Raw genomic sequence first — 565 nt, 5'->3', positions numbered from 1 at the left:
GGATCCGCCGAGGAAGTCGGGGAAGGTGAACTTCACCGCGACCAGCGTGCCGAACACCGCCGAGATCAGCAGGGTGATGACCGCGGCGAGGCCGTGGGCGCGGATCAGGTCGTGCTCGACGGTGGGCGGCGCCGTGCCGTCGCGCTGAGGCTTGCTCCGGACGGCGTTCGTTGGCGAGAGGATGCCGGCGGTCACGATCTGCCTCCGCTTGCACTCGCGCCGCGTCCCGCCTCGATGATGAAGGCCGCCAGCGCGCTTCGCTCATCGAGGCTCAGTTCGAGTTGTGGACCTGGTTGATAGCCGTCCCAGCCCGGGCTCGGATGCCCGACCGCAGAGACGAGACGCGGGAGGCAGAGATCGCGGGACGCCTGGGTCGAGCCCGCGTCGTAGCGTCGAGAGATGGCCGTCCAGGACGGCCCGACCAGCCGGGCATCATCCATGTGGCATCCTGCGCAACGCTCCGTCGCCATCCGCCGGCCCAGAGCCGCATCCTCAGGGCTGGCGACGGCGGCGGTCGACGCTTTCGCGAGGCTGTCGCCGCGCGAGACCAGCGTTGCCACCCCCG

2 protein-coding genes are annotated in these 565 nt (G+C 70.6%); both read right to left on the bottom strand.

What is annotated here, in order from left to right; all coding sequences use genetic code 11:
* Positions 1 to 195: hypothetical protein (locus CVH10_RS17020; RefSeq protein ID WP_146142961.1), on the bottom strand; the 195-nt coding region annotated here is incomplete at its 3' end.
* Positions 192 to 565, bottom strand: a 374-nt coding sequence (locus tag CVH10_RS17015; protein ID WP_106489334.1) for a c-type cytochrome, incomplete at its 5' end; no start/stop codon positions are given. The genes CVH10_RS17015 and CVH10_RS17020, both read right to left, overlap by 4 nt.

The organism is Halomonas sp. ND22Bw (genome assembly GCF_003011945.1).
Taxonomy (GTDB): domain Bacteria; phylum Pseudomonadota; class Gammaproteobacteria; order Pseudomonadales; family Halomonadaceae; genus Halomonas; species Halomonas halophila.
Note: the sequence above shows the minus strand (reverse complement) of the source record. Positions and strands in the feature narration are given on the sequence as shown.